Raw genomic sequence first — 24,369 nt, 5'->3', positions numbered from 1 at the left:
GGCACGATGAGCGCGATCGAATACGAAATCAGGAATCCCAGCGAGCTTCGCAACGCCGACGAGGCGGTGCGCATGGCGGATCTGGAAAACATGCGGCCGCTGCCGCGCATCTCCGTCCATGCCTTCTGCGAAAGCGAAGCCCTGCAGCATGTCATGGAACGCTGCGCCAATGATCGGCGCGTGGCGAAGGTCAGCATGCGCATCACCAGCGGCGGCACCGCCGCTGCCGCCAATATGTTTTCCGGCGCCCCGACACCGAACCTCATCATCCTCGAGACTAAGGCGAATGCCGCAAACCTGCTCGCCGAACTTGCGCCGCTCGCCGCGGTCTGCGATCCGACGACCAAAGTCGTCATTATCGGATATTACAACGATATCGGGCTTTATCGCGAGCTCATCCGCAATGGCATTTCCGAATATATGGTTCAGCCCGTCGCCATGCCCGATATCCTTGCGGCGATGGCCTCGATCTTCGTCGATCCAGACGCCGAGCCGCTCGGTCGCAGCATCGCCTTCATCGGCTCGAAGGGCGGCACCGGCGCCTCGACCATCGCGCATAATTGCGCTTTCGGCATTTCCAATCTCTTCTCCACCGAGACGATCCTCGCCGATCTCGACCTGCCCTATGGTACGGCGAACATCGATTTCGACCAGGATCCGGCACAGGGCATCGCCGAAGCGGTCTTCGCGCCCGATCGTCTCGACGAGGTCTTCCTCGACCGCCTGCTGACGAAATGTTCCGAGCATCTGTCGCTGCTTGCTGCACCCTCGCTGCTCGACCGTGCCTATGATTTTGACGGCCAGGCTTTCCAGCCGGTGCTCGATGTTCTGCAGCGCAGCGCGCCCGTCACTGTGCTCGATGTTCCGCATGTATGGTCGGAATGGACGCGCTCGGTGCTGTCGAGCGTCGACGAGGTGGTCATCGCAGCAGTTCCCGATCTCGCCAATCTGCGCAACGCCAAGAACATGCTGGACGCGCTGCGCAAGATGCGGCCGAACGACCGGCCGCCGCATCTCATCCTCAATCAGGTCGGCATGCCGAAACGGCCGGAAATCTCGCCGTCGGATTTCTGCGAGCCGCTCGAGATTGAGCCGATCGCGATCATTCCCTTCGACATCAATCTTTTCGGCAACGCCGCCAATAGCGGCCGGATGATCTCTGAAGTCGACCCGAAGTCGCCGACGGCGGAAACCTTTTCGCAGATATCGCACATCGTCACCGGCCGTGTCGCGATCAGGAAGGCGAAGAAGGGCGGTCTGCTGGGCCTCCTGAAGCGCAAGTAGACGATAAGCAATTCCAGCAAAACTGTGCAGCGGTTTGCGTTCGCAATTGCGTGAAAACAATGAGATAGCGCATTTCCGTGACTCGGAGAGATCGGGAAATGCTCTAGAACGAGCAGATTGGATCGAGTGGCATGTTTGGAAAACGCGGAAACGAAGGTTCCGGAAAGGTCGGAGGAGCGATTGCTCCACCGCCGCCGGCTCTGGCCGCCGCCCCTGCGGCCTCTTCCCCCTCCATTCTGGTCGAACCCTCGCGTGAGCCCGCACGCCAGCAGGTGACGCCGCTGCAGACGCCGCAGCGCAAGCGCCCGGCCCGCACCGATGAATATTACGACACCAAGGCGCAGGTCTTTTCGGCGCTGATCGACACCATCGATCTCTCGCAGCTTTCGAAGCTCGACGGCGAAAGCGCCCGCGAGGAAATCCGCGACATCGTCAACGACATCATCACCATCAAGAATTTTGCGATGTCGATCTCCGAGCAGGAAGAGCTGCTCGAGGATATCTGCAACGACGTCCTCGGTTACGGCCCGCTAGAGCCGCTACTCGCGCGCGACGATATTGCCGACATCATGGTCAACGGCGCCGGCCAGACCTTCATCGAAGTCGGCGGCAAGACGATCGAATCGGAGATCCGCTTCCGCGACAATGCGCAGCTTCTCTCGATCTGCCAGCGCATCGTCAGTCAGGTCGGCCGCCGTGTCGACGAATCGAGCCCGATCTGCGATGCCCGCTTGCCCGATGGCTCGCGCGTCAACGTCATCGCGCCGCCGCTGTCGATCGATGGGCCGGCGCTCACCATCCGCAAGTTCAAGAAGGACAAGCTGACCCTCGATCAGCTCGTCCGATTCGGCGCGATCACGCCGGAAGGCGCAACCGTGCTGCAGATCATCGGGCGTGTGCGCTGCAACGTCGTCATTTCAGGCGGCACCGGCTCGGGTAAAACCACGCTTCTGAACTGCCTCACCAATTATATCGACAGGGACGAGCGCGTCATCACCTGCGAGGATACGGCCGAACTGCAGCTGCAGCAGCCGCATGTCGTCCGTCTCGAAACGCGCCCGCCGAATATCGAAGGCGAGGGCGAGATCACCATGCGCGATCTCGTCAAGAACTGCCTGCGTATGCGTCCCGAGCGCATCATCGTCGGCGAAGTGCGCGGACCTGAAGTTTTCGACCTGCTGCAGGCGATGAACACCGGTCACGACGGTTCGATGGGCACGATCCACGCCAACACGCCGCGCGAATGCTTGAGCCGTATCGAATCGATGATCGCCATGGGCGGCTTCACTCTACCGGCAAAAACGGTGCGTGAGATCATTTCCAGCTCGGTCGACGTCGTCATTCAGGCGGCGCGCCTTCGCGACGGTTCGCGCCGCATTACCCAGATCACCGAGGTGATCGGCATGGAAGGCGACGTCATCATCACCCAGGACCTGATGCGCTACGAGATCGAAGGCGAGGATGCGAACGGCCGCCTGGTCGGCCGGCACATGTCGACCGGCGTCGGAAAGCCGCATTTCTGGGATCGCGCCCGCTACTTCAACGAGGAAAAGCGTCTTGCCGCCGCCCTCGACGCGATGGAAGCGAAAACGAAGGAATAGGCGAGATGTTCGGATTCGATCCTATAGTGCTGGCAATCGTCGCCCTCGCCGCCATCTCCGCGGCGGCGGTTGCCTATGCCCTGTTGTTTTCGGAGATCGAAGCCGACAAGAAATCGGCAAGCCGCATCAATCGCGTCAAATCGGCCGAAAGCGACCGAGTCAATGTCAAGGCTGCCCGTGACCGGGTGCAGGAGTTGTCGAAGCGCCGCAAATCGGTGCAGGACAACTTGAAGGATCTGGAAAAGCGCCAGCACGAAAAGACCAAAAAGACCCTGTCGATGAAATCCCGGCTGGTGCAGGCCGGCCTGACGATCACACCGGCGAAATTCTATCTCTTCAGCGCCATCTTCGCCTTGGTGCTGCTGCTCGTGGCCTTTGTCGTCGGTGCGTCGTTGATGGTCATGGTCGGTATCGCCGTCGTCGCCGGTCTCGGCTTGCCGCGCTGGGTCCTCGGCTTTCTGATCAAGCGCCGCCAGACCAAGTTTTTGAACGAACTCCCCAACGCGCTTGACGTCATCACCCGCTCGATCAAATCGGGCCTGCCGCTCAACGATGCCATCCGTCTTATCGCCACCGAAGGCACCGAGCCGGTCAAGAGCGAGTTCCTGCGGGTGATCGAGGCGCAGCAGGTGGGCCTCAGCATTCCCGACGCCTGCGCCCGCATGACGATCCACATGCCGCTCCAGGAAGTCAATTTCTTCGCCATCGTCATCGCCATCCAGTCGCAGGCCGGCGGCAATCTGTCGGAAGCGATCGGCAATCTCTCCAAGGTGCTGCGCGAACGCAGGAAGATGAAAGCCAAGGTCCAGGCGCTCTCGATGGAAGCCAAGGCGTCGGCCGTCATCATCGGGGCTCTGCCCTTCATCGTTGCGACCCTCGTCTACATGACGTCGCCGAACTACATGATGATCCTTTTCACCGATCCGCGCGGCCATCTCATCATGGGTGCCTCGGCGATCTGGATGTCGATCGGCATCTTCGTCATGCGCAACATGGTCAATTTTGACATCTAGCCGGAAGGAAGCATCATGTCGCAGGACTTTGCCGCAACGCTGACCAATCCGAGCATGCTGATCGCGCTCTTCGTCGCGATCGCCGTCTTCGCCACCTTTTATACGATCGCCATCCCCTTCTTCGAACGCGGCGATCTGAACAAGCGTATGAAGGCGGTTTCGACCGAACGCGAGCAGATCCGTGCCCGCGAACGCGCCCGCATGAACACGGAAACCGGCGCCGGCAAGGCCTCGCTCAGAAACCAGAACAACCGCTCGGTCCGTCAGATCGTCGAGCGCTTCAACCTGCGCAAGGCGCTGGTCGACGAAAACACTGTCAATAAGCTGCGTGCCGCCGGTTTCCGTTCGGAGAATGCGCTGAATACCTTCCTGGTGGCGCGTTTCCTGCTGCCCTTCCTTTTTCTGACGCTTGCCGCCGTCTGGGTCTTCGGCCTCGGCAATCTCGCCGGAAGAGGCATGCCGATCCGTCTCTTCGCCGTCATCGGTGTCGGCTATCTCGGCTTCTACGCCCCGAACATCTATATCTCGAACCGCATGGGCAAGCGCCAGCACTCGATCAAGCGCGCCTGGCCGGATGCGCTGGACCTGATGTTGATCTGCGTCGAATCCGGTATCTCGATCGAGGCTGCGATGCGTCGCGTGTCGGAAGAACTCGGCGAGCAGTCGCCGGCGCTCGCCGAGGAGATGGTGCTGACCACGGCCGAGCTCTCCTTCCTGCCGGATCGCCGCGTGGCGCTCGACAATCTTGCGACGCGCACCCAGATCGAGCTGGTGCGTTCGGTGACACAGGCGCTGATCCAGGCCGATCGCTACGGCACGCCGGTCGCGCAGGCACTGCGCGTTCTCGCCCAGGAAGGACGCGACGAACGGATGAACGAGGCGGAAAAGAAGGCGGCCGCCCTGCCGCCGAAACTGACGGTGCCGATGATCCTGTTCTTTCTGCCGGTGCTGATCGCCGTCATTCTCGGTCCGGCTGGCATCCAGGTGTCCGACAAGTTCTGACGTTTGCGCCGACGCCGGAAAGCGGCGACCGCTTTCGGCTGAAGACGATGTGCATCAAGGACCATCGGTCCGATCGGCCACCAGAAAACGCGGGTGACCGCCGCCGACTGAGCTGGTAAATGGGATGGACGACCATCGGCAAGCGCAGGCGCCCCCGCCGCGCCCCTGATGTTCGTTCAATCCAAAAGAGAGGTTTCCGATGTCTTCTGGGGGCATTTTCATCAGCATCATGGCAGCCTTGGCCGTCGGCGCGATGAGCCCGGCCCGAGCTTCGTCGTCGTCTCCAGGATCGCCATCTCGCGCTCGAGGCTGGATGGCCTTGCAGCCGCACTCGGCATGGGCGTCGGCGGTGTCGTTTTTGCCGTGCTGGCGCTTGCCGGGCTGACGGCGCTGCTGTCTCAGTTCGAATGGCTCTATGTCCTGCTGAAGGTCGCAGGCGGCGCCTATCTCGTCTATATCGCCGTCAATATCTGGAGGAGCGCCGGTCAGCCGCTCGAGGTCTCCGACACCGTCAACGGAAATCCTGCGCCGAGGCTGAGCTTCATGACCGCGCTGCTGACCCAACTCAGCAACCCGAAGACCATCATCGTCTATGCCAGCATCTTTGCGGCACTTTTACCGAGGACGGTGCCGCTCAGTCTCATCGTCGCGCTGCCGCTCGGCGTCTTCGCCTTGGAGGCGGGGTGGTATTCGATCGTGGCCTTCGCTTTTTCGGCCCGCCACCCGCGGCGGCTCTATCTTGCAGCCAAGAGCTGGATCGACCGCAGCGCGGGTGTCGTCATGGCCGGCCTCGGGCTCCGGCTCATTCTCGCGGGCGTAAGTGATCGATAGGCTGTCGCACGTGACTTCGGACGCTCTCAAGCGCAGAGGAAGTCCGGTCAGTAGGTATTGCTGACGTTCGCTGCGCCCGGCATCTTGTCCTTGGCGGCGAGTTTCTGCCAGGAGTTTGGCTGCGAGAGCATGCTTCTGAGATAGGCGACATTGGCATCGGCCTGTTGCGGCGAAAGTTCGCGCCGCGCGATTTGCTCGGCTTCCGGGAAACGTCCTTGCAGACCGACGACGAGGGCAAGGTTCTGCCTGACGCGGCTGTCGGCCGTCGGTTGGCTGGCGGCGGAGCGCAGATAGGTTTCGGCCGTGCGCAGATCGCCGGTCAGCACGTAGGACATGCCGAGGTTGGAAAGGATGGAGGGCTCGTTCGGCTGGATATCGAGCGCGTCGCGGTAGCGCTGCCGGGCCTCGCTTGCCCGGCCCATCTGATCGAGGATGGCGCCTTGGGCCGAGACCAGCTTCCAGTCCGGACGATCCGGTGTCTGGGCGCGGCCGATCGTGTCGAGCGCCTGCTGGAACTGGCCGGCCGCCGCCTGCGCCTTGCCGTAGGCGGCGAGCACGTTGCGGTCGCCGGGATTGGCGATCGCCACCTGCTGCATGACGGCGAGCGCCTGCGTGTCACGGCCGTTCATGCGCAGCAGATTGGCATAATTGACGCCGGTGACGGGATCGCGCGGGTTCTTTTCGTAGGCCTGGCCGAGCCGGTCCGTCGCCGAGCGCAGCTCAATCGCGTCCATCTCGTCAACCGGCTTGGTGAGTTTCGGCACCGAGCCCGTTGTCATCCGGTCCCTGGTCGTCGAGCAGCCGGCAAGCGCCAGGACGAGCAGCGAGGCCGCAGCGCCCTGCAGGATACGATTCGTGAATATGGCAGTGAGCGAGGCAGGCATGGCGCGTTCCTGGATTCCGAAATCGGCGCCTGACCTCGAAGCGGAACAGGGAAAGGTTTGACGCGTAATCTTCGCTCCAGCAATAGTCTGTTAACCCTAACAGACCGTTAAGGAACGATTCCTTACGACCGCCGAAGGACAATCATGGCCCCCTATCAGTTCATCGAGAGACCGACTCCTTTCAACACGAAGGGCGGTTCGACGTTGCCGATCTTTGCCGTCACGCCTGCCCATATCGAGACCGGTACGATCGATCCGATCGCCCTCGATTGGGCGCAGAGGGCAGGCTACAAGGCCGAAAGCGGGTCGCTGCTGCTGATCCCGACGGCTGAAGGCCATCTCGGCGGCGCGCTTTACGGCCTCGGCACCAATCCATCCGAGCAGCCTTACATCACCGGCAGGCTCGCCCGCGCGCTGCCGGCCGGCGACTGGCACATCGAGACCGCGCCGCTGACGGCAAATCGCCTGGCGCTTGGCTTCGGGCTCGGCAGCTACCGTTTCGACCGTTACAAATCCGAAAAATCGGCGGCGGCGACGCTGATGATCCCCCGCGATGCAGACGCCGCCGACATCAAGCGCCAACTGGCCGGCGTCTTTCTTGCCCGCGACCTGATTAATACGCCGACGAACGACATGGGCCCGAACCAACTCGAGGCCGTTTTCCGTGGCCTGGCCGAACATTACAAGGCGGAGATATCGGTGATTGCGGGCGACGACCTGCTCACGCAGAACTTCCCGCTGGTCCATACTGTCGGCCGCGCCAGCGCCGATGCGCCGCGCCTTCTCGAGCTGCGCTGGGGCAAGAAGGGCCATCGCAAAGTGACGCTCGTCGGCAAGGGCGTCTGCTTCGATACTGGCGGTCTCGACATCAAGCCTGCCGCCTCCATGCTGCTGATGAAGAAAGACATGGGCGGCGCGGCGAATGTCATGGGGCTTGCCCTGATGATCATGGACGCCAAGCTGAAGGTCGACCTGCGTGTTATCGTCCCGGTCGTCGAAAACGCGATCTCGTCCAATGCCTTTCGGCCCGGCGACATCTATCGAAGCCGCAAGGGCCTGACCGTCCAGATCGACAATACCGACGCCGAGGGCCGTCTGATCCTTGCCGATGCGCTTGCCTATGCCGATGAGGAAGAGCCCGACCTCTTGATCGACATGGCGACGCTGACCGGCGCCGCCCGCGTTGCGCTCGGTCCGGACCTCCCGCCCTTCTTCACCGATGACGCCAACCTTGCGCATGACCTGACCGAAGCGAGCCTGGAAACCGACGATCCGCTCTGGCGCTTGCCGCTCTATTCCGGCTACGAAAAGGATATCCGCGCCAAGTTCGCCGACCTCACCAATGCGCCGGCCGGCGGCATGGCCGGTGCGATCACCGCGGCCCTCTTCCTCAAGCGCTTCGTCAGCAAGGCAAAGAGCTGGGTACATATCGATATTTTCGGCTGGGCTCCGTCCGAACGGCCGCATTCGCCGGGCGGCGGCGAGGCACAGGCGATCCGGGCGCTCTTTCATCATATCCGCGAAAGCCTGCGCTGAGCCGATACGCAAAAAGCGTTGAGGCGCGCCGCGTGTTGCGCGTTGCGCCTCGATCGTTAAAATTTTATTCACCCTGCCGGGCGGCAATTCCCAGCGCCCCTTGCATGTGCATGGCAACTACCGGAAAATGAAACGTTAGCGTAACGATCTTCCGGAGGGGCCGTGCCGATCGAACTGACCGCCTCGCAGGCGCTGGGGCTCTGGCATGGCGCGGCGCTCGATCAGGTCCGCCACGATGACCGCGATTTGACGTTGCGCCAGATGGCGATCCTGCTGCATATTTACCTGGTGCCGCCGCCGCACACCGTGCGCGGGCTTGCCGCCACGCTTGAAGTCACCAAGCCGGTCATTACCCGCGCCTTGGATACGATGGGCGAGATGGGCCTGGTCGATCGTGTGCGTGACGATGCCGACCGGCGCAACGTGATCATCAAGCGTACCGTCGGCGGCGCGCTCTACCTGGAAAAGCTCGGCGATCTCATCCGAGATCAGGCCCGCCGGCTGCCGATCTGAAAGGAATGCGAATGACGATGCTCGACCGCCGCCTGCATGCCTACAGACCTGATCTCGCGGAAGCGAGGCTTGAGGGTAAGGTCGAGGCGTCGCGCTTTGTGGAAGGCGCGCCGGCCCGTGTCGCCGTTCCCGTCGTGGGTTTGCGCCCCGAACCGGATCTTGCGCGCGGCATCGATACGGAGCTGCTTCTCGGCGAGGACGTGACGGTTTTCGATCGCGCCGACGGCTGGTGCTGGGTGAAAGCCGCCTCTGACGGCTATGTCGGTTATGTCAAGGCAGACGCGCTCTTGGATGGCCGGCCGACGCCGACTCATATCGTCACCGTCCAGCGCACCTTCCTCTATCCCGAGCCGGAACTGCGCAAGCCCCACCAGGCCATGCTGTCGATGGGAAGCCGCGTTCATGTCGCCGGCGAGGCGGAAGCGCGCGGCAATCGCTACGTCGTGCTCGATGACGGAACGGCGATCTTCGCCAAGCACGTCCAGCCGATTGGCGCTCTCGATGGCGCCGATTACGTTGGCATCGCCGTCCGTTTCCTGGAAACGCCCTATCTCTGGGGCGGACGTTCCGGCCTCGGTATCGATTGCTCCGGCCTCGTCCAGCTGGTGATGCTGATGACGGGCAGAGCTGCGCCGCGCGATACCGACCTGCAGGCGGCCGGCCTCGGCCAGCCGATCGACCGATCCGAAATCCGCCGTGGCGACCTGGTATTCTGGAAGGGCCATGTCGCCATCTTTGAGGATCCGGAAACCATCCTCCATGCCAACGGCCACAGCATGACGGTGGCGCGCGAGAATTTCGCGACCGCGGTCGAGCGCATCGGCTGGCTCTACCAGCAGCCGACCGGCTATCGCCGCCCGATCAGTTGATCAGCTGACTGCATAATTCCTTAAATCGGAAACGATTTAAGGACAAAATTATGCAGCCATTCAAAGTGCTATAGCGTCCTTTGCGCGTTCGAAAAGACGCGCGGCGCTGTAGTCGGCCGCGGCCAGGATCTTACCCCGCCCGTCCAGTCCTCGAAGGCTTTCGACAGTCTCAGCACCCGCAGGTCGTCGAAACGCGGCCCGACGATCTGCAGGCCGATCGGCATGCCCGATCGGGAGAAACCGCAATTGATCGAAGCGGCCGGCTGCTCCGACATGTTCCACGGCACCGTGAAACCGATATGCTCGAACGGCAGGGCCGGATCGTTGGTCGGCGATGCCCATTCGGCCGGATAGGAGATGATCGGATTGGTCGGCGAAAGCAGGGCGTCGACCTCGGTAAACAGCCGTCCGCAGCTCTTGCGCATCTCGATCGTCTGATTGAAGCCCTTGACCGCATCGACACCGCTGATGTTGGCGCCGCCCATCGCCCAATCCCTGATATAGGGCAGGATGCTGTCGCGCCGTTCTTCGTCGAGGTCCGCGATATCGCCCCAGAACCGGGACCGCCAGAAATTGTCGAGGCCATCCAGCATCGCGCGCGTCAGCACCGGCTGGACGGATACAATAGTCGCGCCGGCCTTCTCGAAATGTTGCGCCGCCGCTTCGACCGCGACCCTGATCTCGTCCTCCACCGCAAGCCCGCAGCCGGCATCGAGCATCAGCCCGATCTTCAAGCCCGACACGTCGATGTCGAGATCCATCCAGTTGAAATCGTTCGGCGGCAGGCTGGTGCCGTCGCGCCAGTCCGGGCGCGACAGCGTCGCCATCGAAAAGGCCGCATCCTCGACCGTGCGTGTCATCGGCCCGACGCAGCGGCCGACATAATAGGGATCGGCTGGAATGCGCCCATGACTCGGCTTGAAGCCGAAGATGCCGGTCCAACCGGCGGGAAGGCGCACCGAGCCGCCAATATCGGTGCCGATATGCAGCGGCCCGTAGCCGGCGGCCGCCGCTGCGGAAGCCCCGGCGCTCGATCCGCCGGGATTTTGCGCGATGTTCCAGGGATTGCGGCTGAGAGGATGAAAGCTCGAAAGCCCGGAGGAAAGCATGCCGTAATCGGGGCAGGTGGTCTTGGCGAAGATCACCGCGCCGTCTTCCCGCAGTCGGGCGGCGGCCGGTGCGTCGGCCTCTGCCGGCTTCAGTTCCACTGCCCTCGTGCCTGATGGTACCGGCTGGCCCTTCGTGGCGATCAGCTCTTTCAGCGTCACCGGGATGCCGTCCAGGGCGCCGAGCGTTTCTCCCTCCGCCCAGCGCTCCGTCGACGCTTTCGCCTGCGCGCGTGCCGATGCCGGATCGTAGAGGTAGAGTGCCGAAATCGACGGCTCCCAGGCCGCGATATGGTCTTCGAGTGAAAGCCAGTATTCCAGGGGGGAGAGGCTCTTATCGGCAAAGCGCCGCCTGAGTTCGCGGATCGTGAGGTCGGTTTCGGTCATGGCATGGTCTTTCGGGCTTTTCGTCTTGGGAGGATATCAGCGGCTTGCCTCGCGCGGGTCGAGCAGATCGCGCAAACCGTCGCCGAGCATGTTGAAGCCGAAGACGGTGACCGCGATGGCAAGGCCGGGCAGGATCGCCAGCCAAGGGGCGAGCGCCAGATAGGTTTGCGCATCGGCAAGCATCCGGCCCCAGGTCGGCGCCGGCGGCGCCATGCCAAGTCCGAGGAAGCTGAGACCCGCTTCGGTGAGGATCGCCAGCCCCAGCTGGATCGCGCCATGCACGATGATCTGGCTCATGATATTCGGCAGCACATGGCGCAGCGAAATGGTCAGTCGCGTATTGCCGATGGCGCGCGCCGCCGTCACATAGTCGCGGCTCCAGGCCTGCAGCGAGGTCGCAAGCGTCACCCGGGCAAAGACCGGGATCATGAAGACGGCAATCGCGGTGATCGCGGTGAACCGCCCTGGCCCGAGAAAGGCGCCGAGCATCATGGCGGACAGGATCGGCGGAAGCGCGAAGATGACGTCGCAGATGCGCATCAGCAGCGCTTCGAAGGGACCGCGGATCGCCGCCGCCGAAATGCCTGATATCGAGCCCAGCGTCCCGCCGATCATGACCGCGGTGATGGCGATCGACAGCGAATTCCAGCAGCCCGCCATCAGCATCGAAAGCACATCGCGGCCGAACTGGTCCGTGCCAAGCAGACCGAAGGCAAGCGGCGGCTGCAGCTTGTGGATGATCTGCATTTTCGCCGGCGGCAGCGGCGTCCAGACGAGCGACAGCAGCGCAACGGCGGTGAGCAGGCCGATGATGACAGCTCCTGATATCAGGTTCATTCGCCGGCTAAGCCTAAACACTCGACGGCGGCCGGTTATTGCGGTGGATGCGATCGGTACCATGTTTCAGGCCGCCTTCCTCATCCTGGGATCGATCGCCAGATAGGAGAGATCGACAATGAAATTCATCACGATGACCAGGCCTGCGAAGAACAGCACGACATCCTGCATGACGATGACGTCGCGCTGGGAGAGCGCCTGTAGCGCGAGCCGCCCGAGGCCGGGCAGGTTGAAGACGTTTTCAACCAGCACCGCGCCGGCGACGAGAAAGGTGAATTGCAGCCCGGTCATCGTCAGGATCGGGATCATCGCATTCGGCACGATATGGCGCCACAGCACCGCACTGCGCGACAGTCCCTTGGCGACGGCAGTGCGGGCAAAATCCTCATGCATCGTGTCGAGCACCGCCGAGCGCGCCACCCGCGTCAACACACCCGCCTGCGGCATGGCCAGCGCGACAGCGGGCATAACCAGCGCCTGTAATGCCGGCATCAGCCCGGCGCTCCAGCCCGGGAAACCGCCGGCCGGCATCAGCCCGAGCATCGTCGAAAACAGAATGATCAACAGCAGCGCCACCCAGAAGGCGGGCACCGCAATGCTGATCTGCGAAAACAGCGTCGCGATGATGTCGAAGACACCGCCGCGGCGCGAGGCGGCCAGCACGCCGAGCGGCAGGGCAATCGCCACCGAAAGCATAATCGCCGTCAGCGCCAATGGCAGCGTCACCGTCAACCGCTCGACGATCAATCCTGCGACCGGTACGCCATAGGTGAGCGAATTGCCGAGATTGCCGGATAGCACGCCGGTCAACCATTGCCCGTAACGCAGCAGCAGCGGTTGATCGAGCCCGAGATCGTGTCGTAGCGCGGCAAGCGTTTCCGGTGTCGCCGAGGTGCCGAGCATGATCGAGGCGGGATCGCCAGGCAGAAGGTCCATGAGGGTGAAGATCAGCAGCGAGACGACGACCAGCGTGACGAGAAGACCGGCGAAGCGGCGGGCGAGGAGTGGGATCATGCGCGCCACACTTTCGATGTGGAACGGCGGCTCCCCCTCTCTCCCTCATTCCTGTGCTCGTCACAGGAATCCAGCCACGGCGCGTCTGCGCCGTGAATGACTCTCATCCAGGTACGGAAGTCTCCCGCGCCCAAGGACTTGGGCGCACTGGATTCCTGTGACATCGCTCGGGCGAAGCCCTGAGGGCACAGGAATGAGGGAGCGAGAGGTTCGCGTGAGTCGACCATATCCGACTGTCCTGCTTCCGGCACCAAGGCCATCACCTCATCGCATCCCGTCCGAACCCGCCACTCACTCGTCCCAGGAAACACCGGAGAGCACGTTGGAAGGGATCGGCTCGTTTTCCCACAGGCCCTTCAGCTTTTTGTCCCAGACGCCGAGTTTCGGCATGACGAAGAGGTAAAGCGCCGGCACGTCCTCGGCGAGAATCTTCTGCGCTTCGCCGTAGATCGTATTCTGCGCGACCGGATCGGTCGTCTCCTGGACCTTCTTCATCAGCGCGTTGAAAGCGGGGTTCTTGTAGTTGAAATAATAGGGATCGCGCCCATAGATGTCGATGTCGAGCGGTTCGGCATGGGCAACGATCGTCATGTCGAAGTTGCGGTCCTTCATGATGTCCTGGACCCACTTCGCCGGAAATTCGGTCGGCTCGATATTCATCGTCACGCCGATTTCGTCAAACATCGCCTGCATCACCTGGGCGCTGCGCGGCGCATAGGCCATTTGCGGCGATTTGATCGTAAAGGTGAAGCCGTTGGGGTAGCCGGCCTCAGTGAGCAGCGCCTTCGCCTTTTCGACGTCATAGGGCAGCACATTGGTCATGTCCTGATAGCCCGGATCGTTCGGCGTGTAGTGGCTGCCGATCGGTGTGCCGAGGCCGGACCAGGCGCCGTCGATCACCATCTTGCGGTCGATCGCCATCATCAACGCCTGGCGGACGCGCTTGTCGTCGAACGGCTTCTTGGCAGTGTTCATGCCGGCAACGACCTTGAGCTCGGTATTGCCGATCCTGGTGACGAGCCTCGCATCGCCGTCGAAGGAACTCATCAGCTCTGGCGCGGCAAATTCCGGAAAGGCATCGAGATCGCCGGATTTCAGCGCAGCCGCCTGCGCTTGCGGATCGGCAATGAAGCGGAAGGTCACCCTGTCGAGCTTGGCGGCCGCATCCTTGTTCCAATAGTCGGCATTCCTGGTGAGTTCGACCTTGTCGCCCTTCGCCCAGCTGGCGAATTTGAACGGACCGGTGCCCACTGGCGTCGTCTTGTCGTCGGCAGCGGTCGTCGGCGCGACCATCACCGAGGCCGGCCAGCCGAGCCAGTAGATCAGGCTGCCCGCCGGTGCCGAGAGATGCAGCACCAGCGTTTCAGTATCAGGCGTGTCGATCGAGGCGATCGAGGCGAAGAAGCGTTTCTGCGGATTGACCGAATCGGCGCCGCGGGCGCGGTCCAGCGAAAACTTGGCGCTCGCGGCATCGAAGGCCTCGCCGTCATGGAATTTGACGCCGGTCTGCAGCTTGAATGTATAGGTCAGGCCATCGGGCGAGATTTCCCAGCTTTTCGCCAACTGAGGCTGGATCTTGCCGGCCTGGTCGATCGTCACCAGCCCTTCGAACACGTTTTGCCAGGTCACTTGGCCGATCGCCACCGGTGCTGCGATCGTCGGGTCGAGACCGGCCGGCTCAACGCTCATGCCGAGATTAAGGGTAGTCTTTGCCGCCTCGGCCGGCGTCATCGCCGTCATCACCAGGCCGGCCGAAAGTGCGGCACCGAGCGAAAGCCGCCTGAAGAAACGGGCTGAAGGCGCAAACGAAAGCTTGATCATCATGTTCCCTTATCTGGCCGCGCGTCGATGACGAAGACCTTTTGCGAGGAGAGTGACACTACAGCGCCGCGCGTCTTTTAGACGCGCAAAGGACGCTGTAGCACTTTGGATTGCTGCATAATTCCTTAAATCGATTCCGATTTAAGGAATTATGCAGCGGGCCGGTGCACACACAATGACGAATTTGTGTGCTCAGTGTAGCCGAAAAAGCTACACCGCAATTCCGCGGCCAATGCAAGCTCGAAGCCTCAGTCTCTCGTCTCGGCGCCATGGCTCGTGCGCGCGCGCATGAACCTCTCGATGAAGTCGAGGAGTTTCGTCGCCGCGAAGGACAGCTGCCGGTCCGGCGCCACGCAAAGATCGACATGGGTGCGGATGCCGGTCTTGCCAGCGAGCGGAATGGCAAGGAGCTGACGCGCTTCAATCTCACGGCGAACAGTCAGCGCCGGCAGCAGCGTGGCCGCAGCCCCGCTGAGCACGAGTTCCTTCAGCATTTCGAGCGAGCTGGTGACGAAGACAGGATCGAGGCTCAGCCCCTCCTTCTCGAACAGGGCGTCGAAGGCCTGGCGAAAGCCGAAGGATTGATCCGGCAGCGCCAAGGCGTAGTCGGCGAGCGTCCTCAGCGGGATCTCGGCATGCGCAGCGGCCGGATGCTGCAGCGTGGCGATGAGATCATAGGCGATCTCGGAGCGCAGCCGTACCTTGGTGCCGGACATAGGAGGCGCAAACAGCGTCACCGCAATATCCGCCTCGGCGCTGTTGACGGCGTCGATCGCCTGCCGCGCACTGGTGATCGTCACGGCAAAGCGCAGCTTCGGATATTTCAGGCTGAATTCGGCGAGCGCAGGCGCCAGCAGATTGGCGACGGTCGCGCCATTGGCATAGATGCTGACGCGGCCGCGCTGCAGGCCCTTCAGGTCTTCGATCAGCTGCTGTACGTGATCGAGCTCGCGCAGCGTCCGGCCGGCGCGGGCGGCAAGCAGCTCGCCGGCGGCCGTTAGCTTGACGCCGCGGGCGCTGCGTTCGACGAGCGGCGCACCGAAATGATATTCGAGGTTCTCGATCTGCCGGCTGATCGCCGTCGGCGCGACATTGAGATTCTCGGCCGCCTGGCGCATCGAATTGGTCCTGACCAGCTCGTCGAAATACATCAGCGCCCGGATCTGCATTCACGTCTCTCCGCCATTCGGTATATTGGATCAGTAGAGAGTCTGACCCTATTCAATCAGCCGCGGCTCGGATAGCGGTCGCGCCAGGCCTTTTGCGCACCCTCGACCGGCAGCGCGGTCGCAGCGTAGACCCCACGTGCGATCGCCCGCGCCATGACGATAGTCGCGAGATGGCAAAGCTCCATCAGGGTCGCCATGTCGTCTCTTCGATGCTTGGCCGTCGAAGCGGCAAAAACGGTGTCGCCGTCGAGCGGCAGATGCGCCGGCAGCAGTGCCCGGGCAAGGCCGTCATGGCCGGCGAGCGAAAGCCGGTGCGCTTCTGCCTTCGTCAGCTGCGCATCGGTCACGACGGCGCCGATCGTCGTCGCCGGGGTGTTCATGCCCTTGAGCCGCATCCGGTGGTCGGTCACATCAGGCATGCCGAGCCCGCCGAATTCCGCGTCTTTCTCGAAAGGCGCCGCCCAGAAATGTGGCCCGTCGCCGATCGTCGCCGAGCCGAGCGCATTGACGGCGACGATTGCCGCGATGCGGTGCCCGGCGCTGCTGACGGCGCTGGCCGAGCCGAGCCCGCCCTTGACGGTGGCCGTCGTCGCCCCTGTGCCGGCGCCTGTCGTGCCGAGCGCGAATGCGCCCTTGGCGGCCGCCTTCAACGCTGCATAGCCCATGTCGCGATAGGGGGAGTGAAGGCCCCAATCCTTGTCGCCGCCGTTCAGCAGGTCCATCAGGATTGCCTGCGGCACGATCGGAATACGCACCGACCCGACTGCAAAGCCGCGGCCGAGTTCGCGCAGGCCCGCCTGCACGCCGCCGGCGGCATCCAGCCCGAAGGCAGAGCCGCCGGAGAGCACGAAGGCATCCACGGCATTGACGGTCATCGACGGATCGAGCAGGGCGGTGTCGCGCCCGCCGGGCGCGCCGCCGAGCACGGTGCCGGACGCGACGGCCGGTTCGTCGAAGACGATGACCGTGACACCGGAACCGAGCGCAAGGTCGGTCGCATGGCCGACGGAAACGCCTTCGATGTCGGTAATGAGGTTCAGAAGATCGGGCAAGGGCGGATCCTTATCACGGAAAGGCGGCCGGTAGGACTGTACTGCATAATTCCTTAAATCGGAATCGATTTAAGGATAAAATTATGCAGAAATTCAAAGCGTTACAGCGTCCCTTGCGCGTCTGATAAAGACGCGCGGCGCTGTAATGCCCTCAAAAAACAAGACCGGCCCCAATTGGCGGGACCGGTCGGACATTACGAAAAGCCGTGAATGTTAATTGCGGCCTCATGCCCTCAGGCATGAAGCGGCTTCGGATGACGGCGTGTCATCAGGTCATGGATAGCCAGCCGCACCTCGTCCGGCGAGCCGAAGCGCTGCTCGTCGAGGTCGTGGACATGAAATTTCACGGCGATGAACTTCAGCCGATCTTCATCGGGAATGACGATCCCGACGGGAACGCCTGCGTATTCGATAACTTGCTTCTTCATAGATAGAACTCCTGCCGCGCAACATGCGCAGCCATGGCGAATTGACTTGTCTGGTACCGTTGAAAGGAGGACGAACGTCACATTCGACAGTTCGGGCGGGAGAGGGCGCCCGGACGGTCATTGCCAAGCACAGATCGCCCAAGGAGATCGGCGAGAATATCGATGTCTATCATGCTCGTTCCTTATGTTGGCGTTGCACTTGAGAGGTCCCGGGTAGAGCCCGGGATCGGCGAAGGCTGTCTTCGATAATCCACTAACTTGGTAGAGATTACCCGATAGCCTGTCAGAAACATATTCCGAAACGTGTCAAAATATCGACGATCCGAAAAAATTCATTCCGTCGCAGTCCGAACTTACAGAAAGAAATATATCAGGCTTTCGTTAAATTCGCATGACAGAATCGGAAGTTCGATCGATCACCGCGGCAGACATAGGAAGCCTTGCCGTAACAGGCAATGGCCTATTTCATTAAAAATCGACATGCCGCGAAATGACCAATTTGGTTAATGCTGGGAGCCCTGTGTCACCAGCCCTCTTCGAGCACCTTCTCCAGCATGTCCGCGAAGAAATCTGCGCTGTCGATGCTGATGCAGAGCGGTGGTTTGATCTTCAGCACATTCTGGTGATCGCCGGTCGGCTGCATGATGACGCCGAGTTCGAGAAGCCGGTCGCAGATGGCAGCCGTCTCTTCCGTCGCCGGCTCCAGCGTCTTTCTGTCGCGGACGAATTCGAGGCCGAGATAGAGGCCCATGCCGTGCACGGCGCCTGCAATCGGATGGCGGTCGATCAGCGCGGCAAGCCGCGCCTTCAGATGATCGCCGACCGTCCGGGCATTTTCCTGCAGCTTTTCCTCGGCCATAATGTCGAGCACTGTCATGCCGGCGACGCAGCTGACCGGGCTGCCGCCGGTGGAGGAAAAGAAAGTGCCCTCCTTCTCCAGCGATTGCGCAATCTCCCGCGTGGTGATGACGGCGCCGAGCGGATGGCCGTTGCCCATGCCCTTGGCGACGGTGATGATATCAGGCACGACCCCTTGCTGCTCGAAGCCCCAGAAATAATGCCCGAGCCTGGCATAGCCGACCTGCACCTCATCGGCGATGCAGAGGCCGCCGCGAGCGCGGACCTGCGCATAGATTTCCCTGAGATAACCGTCCGGCAGCGGGATGCCACCGGCATTGCCGTAGACCGATTCGCAGATGAAGCCCGCAAGGCCTTCGCCCGCAGCATCTATTGCCTCCAGCACCGGCGTCGCCATGCCGAGATAATCCGCTGCCGTATCGGGACCACGGAAGTCGCCGCGATAGGTGTTCGGCGAAACGACGGTATGCACCCAGTCCGGCCGGGTGGCCGGTGCCTTTGGATTGTCGGCGATCGAGGTGGAGACGGCGTCGCTTGCCGCCGACCAGCCATGATAGGCTTCGAGCAGGCAGAGCATGTTGCGCGCGCCGGTATGGGCTTGCGCCAGCCGAAGCGCCAGATCGTTCGCCTCCGAGCCGCTGTTGACCAAGAAGACCGCGTCGAGCCCGTCCGGCGAAAGGGCGGCGAGGCGTTCGGAAAATTCGGTGATTGCGGCATAGTGGAAGCGCGAATTCGTGTTGAGCCGCAGCCATTGGGCGTGGATTGCTGCCGCGAACCTGGGATGGCCATGGCCGAGAATGGTGACGTTGTTGACCATGTCGAGATAGGCGCGGCCTTCGACATCGAACAAATGCTCCTTCCAGCCGCGCTCGATCTGCGGCGCCGCCGCGTAATAGTTCTTCTGCGGCCTTGCGAGATGCGCCCGCCGCCTGGCGAAGAGCGCGGCGGTATCAGGTTGCGGCGCATCCGCTTGCGGGCTGAGAAGCAGCGAGGGTGAAGGGCAGAGCACCGACCAGGCCGCCGCCGCGCGGGGTGTGGAAAACAGCGGTGGTTCAAGACCCGCGACGTTGCAAAGCTGGACACGCAGCCCGCCGAGCGACGAAGCCTCTCCGGTAACCGTGCCAAGCGGATCGCCGGCGGCAATCTGGGCTCCATCCTCGACCGAGAGGTCGAGCCCATCGAGATGCAGGGTCATGCTGCCGCTGGCGAGCGTCAGATGCTGGTCCTTCCAGCCGATACGGCCGGCAAAGGGCGCTGCAATCGCGCTGCCTGCGGCAAGGCATATGTCGACATGCAGGGCGCAGGTCGCCTGTCCCTTCGCGGTTCCCGCACGGGAAAGCCGATATTCGCTGTAGCGCGTCGCTGCCGTGCCGTTTTCGGTTGCCACACGGGCAAGCAGCCGCCAGTCCATGTCGGCATTCAGCCAGTTGCCGGCGGAAAAATGCGGGCTCCGCACCCCAAGATCGACATAGGCGATCCCGGCGGGATCGATGTCCGGCAGCAACGGCAGCCAACCCGATGCTTCCGGGGCGGCGACATTTGCGCCGGCCGCCCTGAGGATCGCGGCTTCCATGAGTTCGAAGGGAACGGACATCGCCGTATCGAAGATCGCCCGCTCGTGCTCGAGATTGCCGCGGACATAGTCATTATCGGGATCGACCGAAATCTGCTGCTCGCTGCTGGCAACCAGAATGACCGCGCGTGCGACGGTCAACGGCCAGAGCGCCTTCAACTCCTCGCCGGTTAGCGGATAGATCGCCTGATAGGCGGTGACGGCCGGCAGGATATGAAAAGGGTCGCTATCCGCCTGATGCAGCAGCGAAGCGCATGTAACGGCGAGGTCGCCGACCAGCCAGCCGCGGATGATATCGCCGAAATCGATCACCCCGTCGGGAATGGTATGGCCACGGGCGTCGCGGTGGCCGACGACATTGTCGCCGGTGACGTCATGATGCACGGCCTGTAGCCGAAGCGATGGCGCCAACGGCTGGATGCGGCGAATGGCCATTACCATGGTCTTGGCGATCCGGTCGCGCGCCGCACTATCGGTGATCGCGGATAGCAGCTGCACCGCGACCGGCCCCGCGCGCCTGAGATCCCATTGCAGGCTGCGGTCGAGACCGGGATGGTCGAAATCAGCAAGCGCCTGCGCCAGCCTGGCGCAGAGCGCGCCGAGGGCCGCAACGGAAGCCGGCGCCAGATAGGTCAGCTCCGTCAGCCCCTGGCCTTCCAGATATTCCAGCAGCCGGACCTGATAGCCCTGCCCACGCACGGTTAGGACGACGATCTCCCGCCCTTCATTGCTGCGGATCACCTGCGGAACGCGCGGGGCATCTTGCCTGCTTTTGAGGTGATGGATCGCCGCATTCTGCGCTTCGAGCTCGCGGACCTCGTAGGCTGCATGGCAGATCTTCAGGACGTAGCGGCCACGATCGCTATCGACGCGATAGTTTCGATCCTGCTGGCTGCCGAGTTCGGTAAGCGTGCCGGAGAGGCTGTAATGAGCAAGGAGGATCTCTTCCGCGTCGCTGGCGGTGACGTCGGGACGCGGCAGCGCCATGCGATCAACAAGCGCCTCGTCGGTCATGACACCCCTCCGCTGCATGATTCGATTACCTATTGAAGGAGATAATCGAGTACTTGCCGCTAGCAGGCAACGGGAGATTGTCATTCGCCAGCAAAAGAGATGCAGGGTCTAGGCGACGCTCAACCCATGCGTTCGGAGGCGTAACCGCCGGGGCTTGCCGGAAAGACCACGGTGCGGTTGCCGTTCAGGAAGGTGCGGTGATGGATATGGGCGTGAATGGCGCGCGCCAGCACCTGGCTTTCGACGTCGCGGCCGATCGAGACGTAATCGTCGGGGGACTGTGCATGGGTGATACGCGCCGTGTCCTGCTCGATGATCGGGCCTTCGTCGAGATCGGCGGTGACGTAATGCGCCGTCGCCCCGATCAGCTTCACGCCGCGTTGATAGGCCTGTTTGTAAGGATTGGCGCCCTTGAAGCTCGGCAGGAAGGAATGGTGGATATTGATGATCCGGCCAGACATCTTTTGGCACATCGCATCCGAAAGCACCTGCATGTAGCGCGCCAGCACGATCAGCTCCGTGCCGGTCTGTTCGACGATATCCATGATCTGGCCTTCGGCCTGCAGTTTGTTCTCCTTCGTCACCTTGATGTGGTGGAAGGGAATGTCGTGGTTGACCACGACCTTCTGGTAATCGAAGTGGTTGGAGACGACGCCGACGATATCGATCGGCAGCGCGCCGATCTTCCAGCGATAGAGCAGATCGTTGAGGCAATGGCCGAAGCGCGACACCATCAGCAGCACCTTCATGCGGGCGTTGCCGTCGTGGATCTCGGCATCCATGGCAAACCGCTTGCAGATCGGCTCGAAGCCTTCCTTGAGTTCGGCAAGCGGCACGCCTTCCTCGGAGATGAAACTCACCCGTGTGAAAAACCTGCCGGTATCGAGATCGTCGAACTGCGAGCTGTCGACGATGTTGCAGCCCTTGTCGGCCAGATAGCTCGAAATCGCCGCCACGATGCCGCGCGTCGACTTGCAGGATACCGTCAATACGTAATTCGTCATGTCTTTCCCTCTTCCCTCTCCAAGGCCGCCGCTGTGCTTAGATCAAAGCCCGGGCCGCGAACAGGCCGGCGCACTTTCATTCATGCGACAAATTGCAAGAGAAACCATCACCTTTGCGCAAGTTCTCTCATTGCTCAGTCTGAAGCTTAGGAGAAGTTGCGCGAAAAACTGTACCGTCAGCGCCGCTTGGATGCGTAATCTCGCCTTCGAGCGTTTTAGGCCGGCGGCCGGCTCGCCACCGCAACCTTGCGGCGCGGCGTGGTGATCTCATGGATGATCGCGCCGCCGATCGACGAGAGCACCAGCGAGAGGATCACGAACAGCACCGGCTGCTGCAGGATGCCGATTGGCAGGCGATCGGCGGCGACCCTGAGAAAAGCCAGCGTGAAGGCGTGGGTGATATAGATGCTGTAGGAGCAGTCGCCGAGATAGTTCAGCCATCCCACAACCGGCAGCCTGGAAAAATCGATGGAGATCGCGCCGTAGACGATGAAGATCGCCGGGATTCCCCAGGCATAGAACCGGCTTTCCGGCGGCATCAGCGCCTCGTTGATGAAAAGAAAGGCAAAGCCCATGGCAAGGGCCGCCCAAGCCCAGCGGCTCGGCAGCAGCAGCTTCTGCCCGTAGAGCCAGCCGAGCACGACACCGGCGAGGAATTCCAGCATGATCGGTTCGCCGTAGAACCGGGTCACAGTCGTTTCCGGCAGCAGCCGGCAGGCGACCAGGATGACGGCAAAGACGGCAAACATCGCCGGGATGCGCCGAACTTCCTGTAGCGGCAATAGCAGCGCAAAAACGAAGTAGAAGAACATCTCGTAATTCAGCGTCCAGCCCGGAACGACCACCGGCGTGATCGTGCTGGGATCGGCGGGATTGCTCCACGGCAGGAAGAACAGCGAGGCTGCGAGATGCGGCAGGTCGAATACCGTCGATTTCAGCAATGACGGTGCCACCAGCGCCACCGTCGCCGAAAACAGCGTCGCCAGCCAGTAAAGAGGCACGATCCTCCTGATGCGCCGGCGGGCGAAATCGACCGGACTCATGGCGCGTCCGCTTGTCGTCAGCCACATCACGAAGCCGCTCAAGACGAAGAAGATGTCGACGCCGGTTTCGCCATAGACGAAGGCGGTGGCGTCAAGCGCGGGATTGACCTTGGCAAGCTGCAATATCGCGTGGAAATAGACGACCATCAGCGCCGCGATGGCGCGCAGATATTGAAGCTGGACAAGCATCGGGCGTTTTGCTCCCTCGGGCTCGCGCGAACAGGCGCCGCTGCGGTCAACTCAATACATCTGCCGGACGACCCTGCCGGATGCGCGGGCTGTCGTGGAAGCGCATATATCCGACGACGAACCACAGGAGGCCGGCGATCTTCATCGAGAAGACCGCAGTTCCCCCGATCATCATATTCAGAAAAATGAAAAGAGAAAGTGAATGGGCGCAGCGCCGCTGTGCTGCCGTGCGCCCGGCGGGAAAGAGGCAGACGAACAGCCATAAGGCGATGACGCCGAAGATCGTCGCCGCGTAGATCAGGTAGACATAGCCGCTGTCGGCGAATTCGGCCACCCGGTCGACCGAAAGCCCAAGGATGGCGAGCGGATCGAGCTCCATGATCTTCTTCATCGTCAGGTTGATGCGGCCGGTGAAATTGTCGCCGGTAGCATTGGGTTTCAGCACGTAGACGAGGAAGCCGGCGGCGACGATCAGCGGCATCAGCGCCAGATTGAAATTCTTCGGGATCTTCGGAAAGACGAAGTAGCCGACGATGCAGGCAAAGCAGAAGATCAACATCGTGCGCGTGTCGTTCGTCACCAAGATCAGCACGGCCGTGCCGATCATCAGCAGCCGGTCCCAGCGGCCGAGTCTGTCCCACATCGAAATCAGGTAGACCGCGATCACGCCGCAGAAATTGGCGAGCGACACCTGCTCGAGGAAGATCGAGGAGGAACGATGGTCGATGATGCCGAAGGAGAAGCGCTCGGGAAAGCCGAGCGCGTTCTGGAAGAGGCCCGTCGTGTTGTAGCTCAGCGGCAGCAGCCCGCGCGTATTGGCGAAATAATCGGACGGGTGGACGATGCTGACATAGAACGGCACGCTGACGATCTCGAAGATCAGGAAGATCATGACGGCAAGGCTTGCCCAGCGAAAGGCGAGCTTCATCGTTTTCTCGTTGCTCCAGCCGCCGAGCCCGGTAAAGCAGAAGATGATCAGCACGTTGCGAAAGTGATCTATGAACAGCATGCGGTTGAGCACGCTGACATAGATAGTCACGATGAGCGTGAACAGCAGGAACAGGAAGGCCGGCAGGTCGGTCTCGTAGATCCCCTTGTGCAGGATATAGATGATGGCGCTCGCCATGATCAGGCCTTCGCTGGCGGCGACATGCGTCATCGATAGCGGCACAATGTTGTGGTTGATGAAGGCGAGAATGCCGTTGTAGAGCACGGAGAACAGGCCGAGCCACAGCACCAGATGATCGGTGCGCGATGCCTCGCGGGCAGCACCGAGCCGCTTGCCGGCTACGGTGCCGGCTACAGTGAATGTCGCTGTCCTGTGATCGACGACCGCCATGT

At 62.1% G+C, this 24,369-nt stretch carries 19 protein-coding genes and 1 pseudogene; 8 read left to right on the top strand and 12 right to left on the bottom strand.

All coding sequences use genetic code 11. From position 1 onward, the window contains the following. The first annotated feature begins 6 nt into the window (after nucleotides 1-6). The 5 genes and pseudogenes from ACIPSK_RS17680 (at nucleotide 7) to ACIPSK_RS17660 (ending at nucleotide 5,731) form a co-directional block, all read left to right on the top strand. Nucleotides 7-1,284, top strand: coding sequence for an AAA family ATPase (locus ACIPSK_RS17680; protein ID WP_162115528.1), 1,278 nt, complete (start codon nucleotides 7-9; stop codon nucleotides 1,282-1,284). A 131-nt stretch (nucleotides 1,285-1,415) separates the two neighbouring features. After that, the gene (locus ACIPSK_RS17675) at nucleotides 1,416-2,885 is read left to right on the top strand and encodes a CpaF family protein (RefSeq protein WP_017966546.1); all 1,470 of its coding nucleotides are present in this window, start codon (nucleotides 1,416-1,418) and stop codon (nucleotides 2,883-2,885) included. Nucleotides 2,886-2,890: 5 nt separating this feature from the next. Next, nucleotides 2,891-3,898, top strand: coding sequence for a type II secretion system F family protein (locus ACIPSK_RS17670; RefSeq protein WP_162115527.1), 1,008 nt, complete (start codon nucleotides 2,891-2,893; stop codon nucleotides 3,896-3,898). A gap of 15 nt (nucleotides 3,899-3,913) precedes the next feature. After that, a complete protein-coding gene (locus tag ACIPSK_RS17665; protein ID WP_162115526.1) occupies nucleotides 3,914-4,900 on the top strand; it encodes a type II secretion system F family protein in 987 nt (328 codons plus the stop codon). Between the two features lie 199 nt (nucleotides 4,901-5,099). Further along, nucleotides 5,100-5,731 (top strand): annotated as a pseudogene (locus ACIPSK_RS17660) (LysE family translocator). 47 nt (nucleotides 5,732-5,778) lie between these two features. On the opposite strand, the gene ACIPSK_RS17655 reads toward ACIPSK_RS17660, so the two are convergent. Further along, nucleotides 5,779-6,615, bottom strand: coding sequence for a tetratricopeptide repeat protein (locus ACIPSK_RS17655; protein WP_446532952.1), 837 nt, complete (start codon nucleotides 6,613-6,615; stop codon nucleotides 5,779-5,781). Between the two features lie 144 nt (nucleotides 6,616-6,759). Between ACIPSK_RS17655 and ACIPSK_RS17650 the strand changes: the two genes are divergently transcribed. The 3 genes from ACIPSK_RS17650 (at nucleotide 6,760) to ACIPSK_RS17640 (ending at nucleotide 9,533) form a co-directional block, all read left to right on the top strand. Continuing rightward, complete coding sequence (locus ACIPSK_RS17650) at nucleotides 6,760-8,151, top strand: leucyl aminopeptidase family protein (RefSeq protein ID WP_162115524.1); 1,392 nt, start codon at nucleotides 6,760-6,762, stop codon at nucleotides 8,149-8,151. A 162-nt stretch (nucleotides 8,152-8,313) separates the two neighbouring features. After that, complete coding sequence (locus tag ACIPSK_RS17645) at nucleotides 8,314-8,664, top strand: MarR family transcriptional regulator (protein WP_064247479.1); 351 nt, start codon at nucleotides 8,314-8,316, stop codon at nucleotides 8,662-8,664. An 11-nt stretch (nucleotides 8,665-8,675) separates the two neighbouring features. Beyond that, on the top strand, nucleotides 8,676-9,533 hold the full coding sequence (locus tag ACIPSK_RS17640; protein ID WP_162115523.1) for a C40 family peptidase: 858 nt from the start codon (nucleotides 8,676-8,678) through the stop codon (nucleotides 9,531-9,533). A gap of 68 nt (nucleotides 9,534-9,601) precedes the next feature. Here ACIPSK_RS17640 and ACIPSK_RS17635 read toward each other — a convergent pair whose 3' ends face one another. From ACIPSK_RS17635 to ACIPSK_RS17585, 11 genes are all read right to left on the bottom strand, one after another. Next, nucleotides 9,602-11,026: an amidase gene (locus ACIPSK_RS17635; RefSeq protein WP_162115522.1), complete on the bottom strand. Its 1,425-nt coding sequence runs from the start codon at nucleotides 11,024-11,026 to the stop codon at nucleotides 9,602-9,604. A 36-nt stretch (nucleotides 11,027-11,062) separates the two neighbouring features. Further along, the gene (locus ACIPSK_RS17630) at nucleotides 11,063-11,926 is read right to left on the bottom strand and encodes an ABC transporter permease (RefSeq protein WP_162115521.1); all 864 of its coding nucleotides are present in this window, start codon (nucleotides 11,924-11,926) and stop codon (nucleotides 11,063-11,065) included. Nucleotides 11,927-11,929: 3 nt separating this feature from the next. Then, a complete protein-coding gene (locus ACIPSK_RS17625) occupies nucleotides 11,930-12,877 on the bottom strand; it encodes an ABC transporter permease (protein WP_162115520.1) in 948 nt (315 codons plus the stop codon). A gap of 291 nt (nucleotides 12,878-13,168) precedes the next feature. Further along, entirely contained in the window at nucleotides 13,169-14,698 is a 1,530-nt protein-coding gene (locus ACIPSK_RS17620; protein ID WP_210254153.1) for an ABC transporter substrate-binding protein, read from the bottom strand. A gap of 248 nt (nucleotides 14,699-14,946) precedes the next feature. Further along, nucleotides 14,947-15,867, bottom strand: coding sequence for a LysR substrate-binding domain-containing protein (locus ACIPSK_RS17615; RefSeq protein ID WP_162115518.1), 921 nt, complete (start codon nucleotides 15,865-15,867; stop codon nucleotides 14,947-14,949). 56 nt (nucleotides 15,868-15,923) lie between these two features. Beyond that, complete coding sequence (locus ACIPSK_RS17610) at nucleotides 15,924-16,919, bottom strand: P1 family peptidase (RefSeq protein ID WP_162115517.1); 996 nt, start codon at nucleotides 16,917-16,919, stop codon at nucleotides 15,924-15,926. A gap of 233 nt (nucleotides 16,920-17,152) precedes the next feature. Further along, entirely contained in the window at nucleotides 17,153-17,347 is a 195-nt protein-coding gene (locus ACIPSK_RS17605; protein WP_003544544.1) for a hypothetical protein, read from the bottom strand. 523 nt (nucleotides 17,348-17,870) lie between these two features. Further along, nucleotides 17,871-20,792 carry an aminotransferase gene (locus tag ACIPSK_RS17600; RefSeq protein ID WP_162115516.1) on the bottom strand — a complete coding sequence of 974 codons (2,922 nt, stop codon included), beginning with the start codon at nucleotides 20,790-20,792 and terminating at the stop codon, nucleotides 17,871-17,873. A 119-nt stretch (nucleotides 20,793-20,911) separates the two neighbouring features. Further along, nucleotides 20,912-21,796: a formyltetrahydrofolate deformylase gene (gene purU / locus ACIPSK_RS17595; RefSeq protein ID WP_162115515.1), complete on the bottom strand. Its 885-nt coding sequence runs from the start codon at nucleotides 21,794-21,796 to the stop codon at nucleotides 20,912-20,914. 215 nt (nucleotides 21,797-22,011) lie between these two features. After that, a complete protein-coding gene (locus tag ACIPSK_RS17590; protein WP_162115514.1) occupies nucleotides 22,012-23,028 on the bottom strand; it encodes an acyltransferase family protein in 1,017 nt (338 codons plus the stop codon). A 46-nt stretch (nucleotides 23,029-23,074) separates the two neighbouring features. Next, entirely contained in the window at nucleotides 23,075-24,367 is a 1,293-nt protein-coding gene (locus ACIPSK_RS17585; RefSeq protein WP_162115513.1) for a hypothetical protein, read from the bottom strand. Nucleotides 24,368-24,369: the final 2 nt, after the last annotated feature.

Source organism: Rhizobium sp. LARHSG275, assembly GCF_052871115.1.
This window is presented reverse-complemented; position numbering and strand designations above follow the sequence as displayed.